The following is a 255-nucleotide window of genomic DNA, read 5'->3' as shown; positions in this document are numbered from 1 at the left end:
CACAGGCGATGAAGGACGCGGTAGCCTGCGAAAAGCTCCGGGGAGCTGGCAAACAAGCTTTGATCCGGAGATGTCCGAATGGGGAAACCCACTCCTAATGGAGTATCCGTAGCTGAATCCATAGGCTACGTGAAGCGAACGCGGTGAACTGAAACATCTAAGTAACCGCAGGAAAAGAAATCAACCGAGATTCCCAAAGTAGTGGCGAGCGAAATGGGATCAGCCTGTACTCTTTATTTGCAGTGTTAGCCGAAC

General features: G+C 51.0%; 1 rRNA gene. It reads left to right on the top strand.

Features of this window, described 5'->3' with window-relative positions:
• Positions 1–3: 3 nt before the first annotated feature.
• Positions 4–255: ribosomal RNA gene (locus VSR82_RS40270) — 23S ribosomal RNA — on the top strand; the annotation flags it as partial.

The organism is Burkholderia sp. JPY481, assembly GCF_038900515.1.
In the GTDB taxonomy this organism is placed as follows: Bacteria; Pseudomonadota; Gammaproteobacteria; order Burkholderiales; family Burkholderiaceae; genus Paraburkholderia; species Paraburkholderia youngii.
Note: the sequence above shows the minus strand (reverse complement) of the source record. Positions and strands in the feature narration are given on the sequence as shown.